Source organism: Pseudomonas sp. WS 5071 (assembly GCF_012985765.1).
GTDB classification, from domain to species: Bacteria; Pseudomonadota; Gammaproteobacteria; order Pseudomonadales; family Pseudomonadaceae; genus Aquipseudomonas; species Aquipseudomonas lundensis_A.
In genome coordinates, this window is the sequence record NZ_JAAQWY010000066.1 from 1 (window position 1) to 3424 (window position 3424).

Below are 3424 nucleotides of genomic sequence, written 5' to 3' on the forward strand. Positions count from 1 at the left end.
TCAGGTGCAACGCGAAATTGGCAACCTATCGGCGCCGTCACACTCAACCCAGAGAGGGAGCAGCCGGCAGTGAAAATAGCAGCTTAAAAACACGGCTGACGCGACAACTACCTTGCAAAACGCCGCGGGGGATTTCCCATCGGACATCCTCACAATGCGGCATAACTTGCCGATAGGTATCGGTATGACCCTAGAGGCGGCTCTCAATGTTCAACAATACGCTTAAGAAACAGCTTCAAACTCAGGCAGACGAACTGTCGGAGCTGCGCCAACTGCGTGATGGCCTACGCCGTGAAATGTTAATGCTGAGTATCGATTCGACATTTAAAATCACTGAATGCAACGAAAACTTTGCAAATACGTTGGGCTACAGCCCGGGTCAGCTTATAGGTCGCGCCATGGCCGAGATTGTTCCGCAGTACGTCTCCAAGCTGCTGTGCTTTCATAACTTTCGAGCAGCAGTTGCCGCAGGTAAATCCGTCACCGACGATTACAGGTATCTGCATGCTGACGGGTCATTAGTGTGGCTTCATGCGCATTGGCAGCCAATCTCAGAAGCGAGCGGCGAATTGAGTCATGTCACTTGCTACGCGACAAACATTACCTCCCGAGTAGAGAAAGCATCGGAAAACGCCTCCTTCATTGAGGCATTACTTCGTTCGACGGCAGTCATCGAGTTCGACCTCTCGGGGCATGTGCTAATGGCAAATGATCAGTTTTTACGAGCGATGGGCTACAACCTAGGACAAGCCAAGGGGAGTCACCACAGTATTTTCTGTAAGCCCGAACAAGTTTCGTCCCAGGAATACAGGGATTTCTGGTCTACATTGAACAAAGGTGAATTTGTTGCCGGGCGATTTGAACGTATAGACAGTCGCGGCCAACCTGTATGGCTGGAAGCAACCTACAACCCGGTTTATGACACCGAAGGGACACTTTGCAAAGTGGTAAAATTTGCTACGGTGGTGACCGACCAGGTTGCCCATGAACAAGAAGTCAGTGGAGCGGCCCTGACTGCATTTGAAATTTCTCAGCAAACAGATGTCAGTGCTCAGCGAGGAGCTGTCGTAGTCAACGACACAATGCATACCATGCGCAAAATCGCAGTTGATATGCAGGCTGCATCTGAGGGGGTCGAAGCGCTGGGTAAACAGTCACTTTTGATCAGCTCAATTATTCAGACAATCAGCAGCATTGCCCAGCAAACCAACCTGCTGGCATTAAATGCTGCTATTGAAGCTGCCCGCGCAGGCGAGCAAGGTCGAGGCTTTGCGGTGGTAGCTGATGAAGTGCGGAAACTGGCTGGACGAACCAGCGCGGCCACTGAAGAAATCGCATCGGTTGTCTTGCAGAACCAGAAGCTGGTAGATGAGACCGTCTCTGATATGGCAAACAGCAAGTCCCAAGCTGAGCAAGGTCTTGAACTAGCGACACAGGCAGGACAAGTAATTGTTGAGATTCAGGATGGCGCTAAGCGAGTGGTCGATGCGGTAGGTATGTTTGCTACTCAGGTGGCTTAGAGATGGTCTGAAGTAGGCCGCTATTTTTCGACTGCTGATCCATAGGTGCTTTCAAAAAACGGCAGCCGTTCAAAACCGATCAAGTCTGCCGCCTATTCCATCCATGTTTGCCGCTGAACGCTCCTCGCAGCAGCTATTTCCCTCATTACAGACGCACCTCTCCTGCGCTGGGGAGCAAATATCGACGCGCCATCCAAAGGTTCGACAGGGCGAACAGCGTCACCCTCTGAACAGTGTTTTTCACCAAGCCTCGGAAACGCATTTCGTATAACCAAGCGTAATAACCACTGGGATGGACTTTCAGCGTCAGGCAAAGCCGTCGAATCGAATAGTCGCCCGCTCGCTGCTTGATAAAGGCGTACTTCAACCGCACTCCTTGGCAAAGTACGCGGCGGCCTTTTTTAAGATGTCTCGCTCTTCGGTGACACGCTTGAGTTCGGCTCGTAGACGACGCAGTTCAGCGTGCTGATCGTCGTCTTGCTGCCATTCTGCTTGAGGTTTGCTGTAGCGCTTTATCCAGGCATAGAGGCTATGCGTCGACACACCAAGACGTGCTGCCACATCAGCGACAGGCAGCTTCTTTTCGGTCACTTGATTGACCGCTTGGATTTTGAATTCTTCGGGATAACGTGGGTTGCTCATGGCACCTCCTGATTGGCCTCAGCATAGGCTGGAGATGTCGATGGCGCCGGGGGCAGTCCAATGATCAGCATGTTACTTTTCCTAGACACGCGGAGTACTGCACCTCTGATAAGGAAATTACGATGCTCGTCGATACACGCGAAAGACGACGGCGCGCGCCGGGGTTGAAGCACGTCAAATCCCCAGAAGTGTAACGAGGCGATGAAAACCCCAGTTACCAAATAAAAATGACTCGAGCAGAAATTTGGCATCAACCTCCTCGGTTAGAAATGGACTCTTGCAGGGACTTCACATGAAGAAGAAGGACGATAAAGACGACCCTTTTTAGACTCACCTTGGCATCAACGTCGCCCAAACGGTGGCGAGTCTTGGGCCACATGGGCAAAACCCTCTGTGCCAGAGCCGGTGTACATCCCAACATGGCGCTGTTGAGAAATACAACAAGCGCGGAAAACATCTTGGGGAGTTTGATCACGAAACAGGTGAACAAACTAAAGATGCTGATAAAAACAGAGAGGTAGAACCATGAAATTTATCGTCGAAGCATTCAATAAAGAGAACGAATTTCTAGATTTTGAAGTTGCTCTACCAGATGGCTGCGAAGCCCAACTAGCCAAAATCATGAACTGGTCATCTCCACAGCGAGGTGATGAGGGCTACAACCTTAGCAGCACCCAACTGTCTAGCATCGAGGCTTTGATAGGCAAGCGTTTCAATGACGATAAATACATATTTCAACTCACCTGTAACGTGAGCTGAAATGCGGCCTCTGATAACTCACGTAGCGGGTACGGACTCATGCCCGCGAGCCCCTCACATCCAAACAACATCCCCAACGCCTTCGGCGTCCACTTCATAATCATCAACTCCCCACTGACCTCAGCCTTCCCCTGTCGCGAATATCCACCATATCAACGTGAATTCTTCAAACAGTCGGCGAATGACCGGAGTGTCCACGCGGCTTGCCCCCTCAATGGCGCCGGGTTGGTCCAGCTCAGTTTCACGCCTGTGTCGCCTGTTTACGGGCGAATGTCTGGCTCTCTTGGTAGACTTGCACCCCATCATGGATCAGGCGTATTTGTGCCGTGTAACTGATGCTGCCGTCGATGCGTTTACGCCCTCTGATCGTGGCCATAGCGGCGTTTTGCAAGGTAGTTGTCGCGTCAGCCGTGTTTTTAAGCTGCTATTTTCACTGCCGGCTGCTCCCTCTCTGGGTTGAGTGTGACGGCGCCGATAGGTTGCCAATTTCGCGTTGCACCTGA

General features: G+C 51.4%; 1 protein-coding gene and 6 pseudogenes. 4 read left to right on the forward strand and 3 right to left on the reverse strand.

Features of this window, described 5'->3' with window-relative positions:
• Positions 1 to 302: 302 nt before the first annotated feature.
• Positions 303 to 983: pseudogene (locus tag HBN61_RS23055) on the forward strand (PAS domain-containing protein); the annotation flags it as partial.
• 102 nt (positions 984 to 1085) lie between these two features.
• Positions 1086 to 1520, forward strand: a pseudogene (locus tag HBN61_RS23060) (methyl-accepting chemotaxis protein); the annotation flags it as partial.
• A 145-nt stretch (positions 1521 to 1665) separates the two neighbouring features.
• On the opposite strand, the pseudogene HBN61_RS22125 reads toward HBN61_RS23060, so the two are convergent.
• Both HBN61_RS22125 and HBN61_RS22130 read right to left on the reverse strand, forming a co-directional pair.
• A pseudogene (locus HBN61_RS22125) lies at positions 1666 to 1785 on the reverse strand (IS5/IS1182 family transposase); the annotation flags it as partial.
• Positions 1759 to 2162 (reverse strand): annotated as a pseudogene (locus HBN61_RS22130) (transposase); the annotation flags it as partial. The pseudogenes HBN61_RS22125 and HBN61_RS22130, both read right to left, overlap by 27 nt.
• A gap of 412 nt (positions 2163 to 2574) precedes the next feature.
• Between HBN61_RS22130 and HBN61_RS22135 the strand changes: the two are divergent.
• Positions 2575 to 2691: pseudogene (locus tag HBN61_RS22135) on the forward strand (colicin E3/pyocin S6 family cytotoxin); the annotation flags it as partial.
• Positions 2688 to 2921, forward strand: coding sequence for a pyocin S6 family toxin immunity protein (locus HBN61_RS22140; protein WP_094992941.1), 234 nt, complete (start codon positions 2688 to 2690; stop codon positions 2919 to 2921). The pseudogene HBN61_RS22135 and the gene HBN61_RS22140, both read left to right, overlap by 4 nt.
• 198 nt (positions 2922 to 3119) lie before the next feature.
• Here the strand turns inward: HBN61_RS22140 and HBN61_RS22145 are convergent.
• Positions 3120 to 3297: pseudogene (locus tag HBN61_RS22145) on the reverse strand (site-specific integrase); the annotation flags it as partial.
• Between the last annotated feature and the right edge of the window lie 127 nt (positions 3298 to 3424).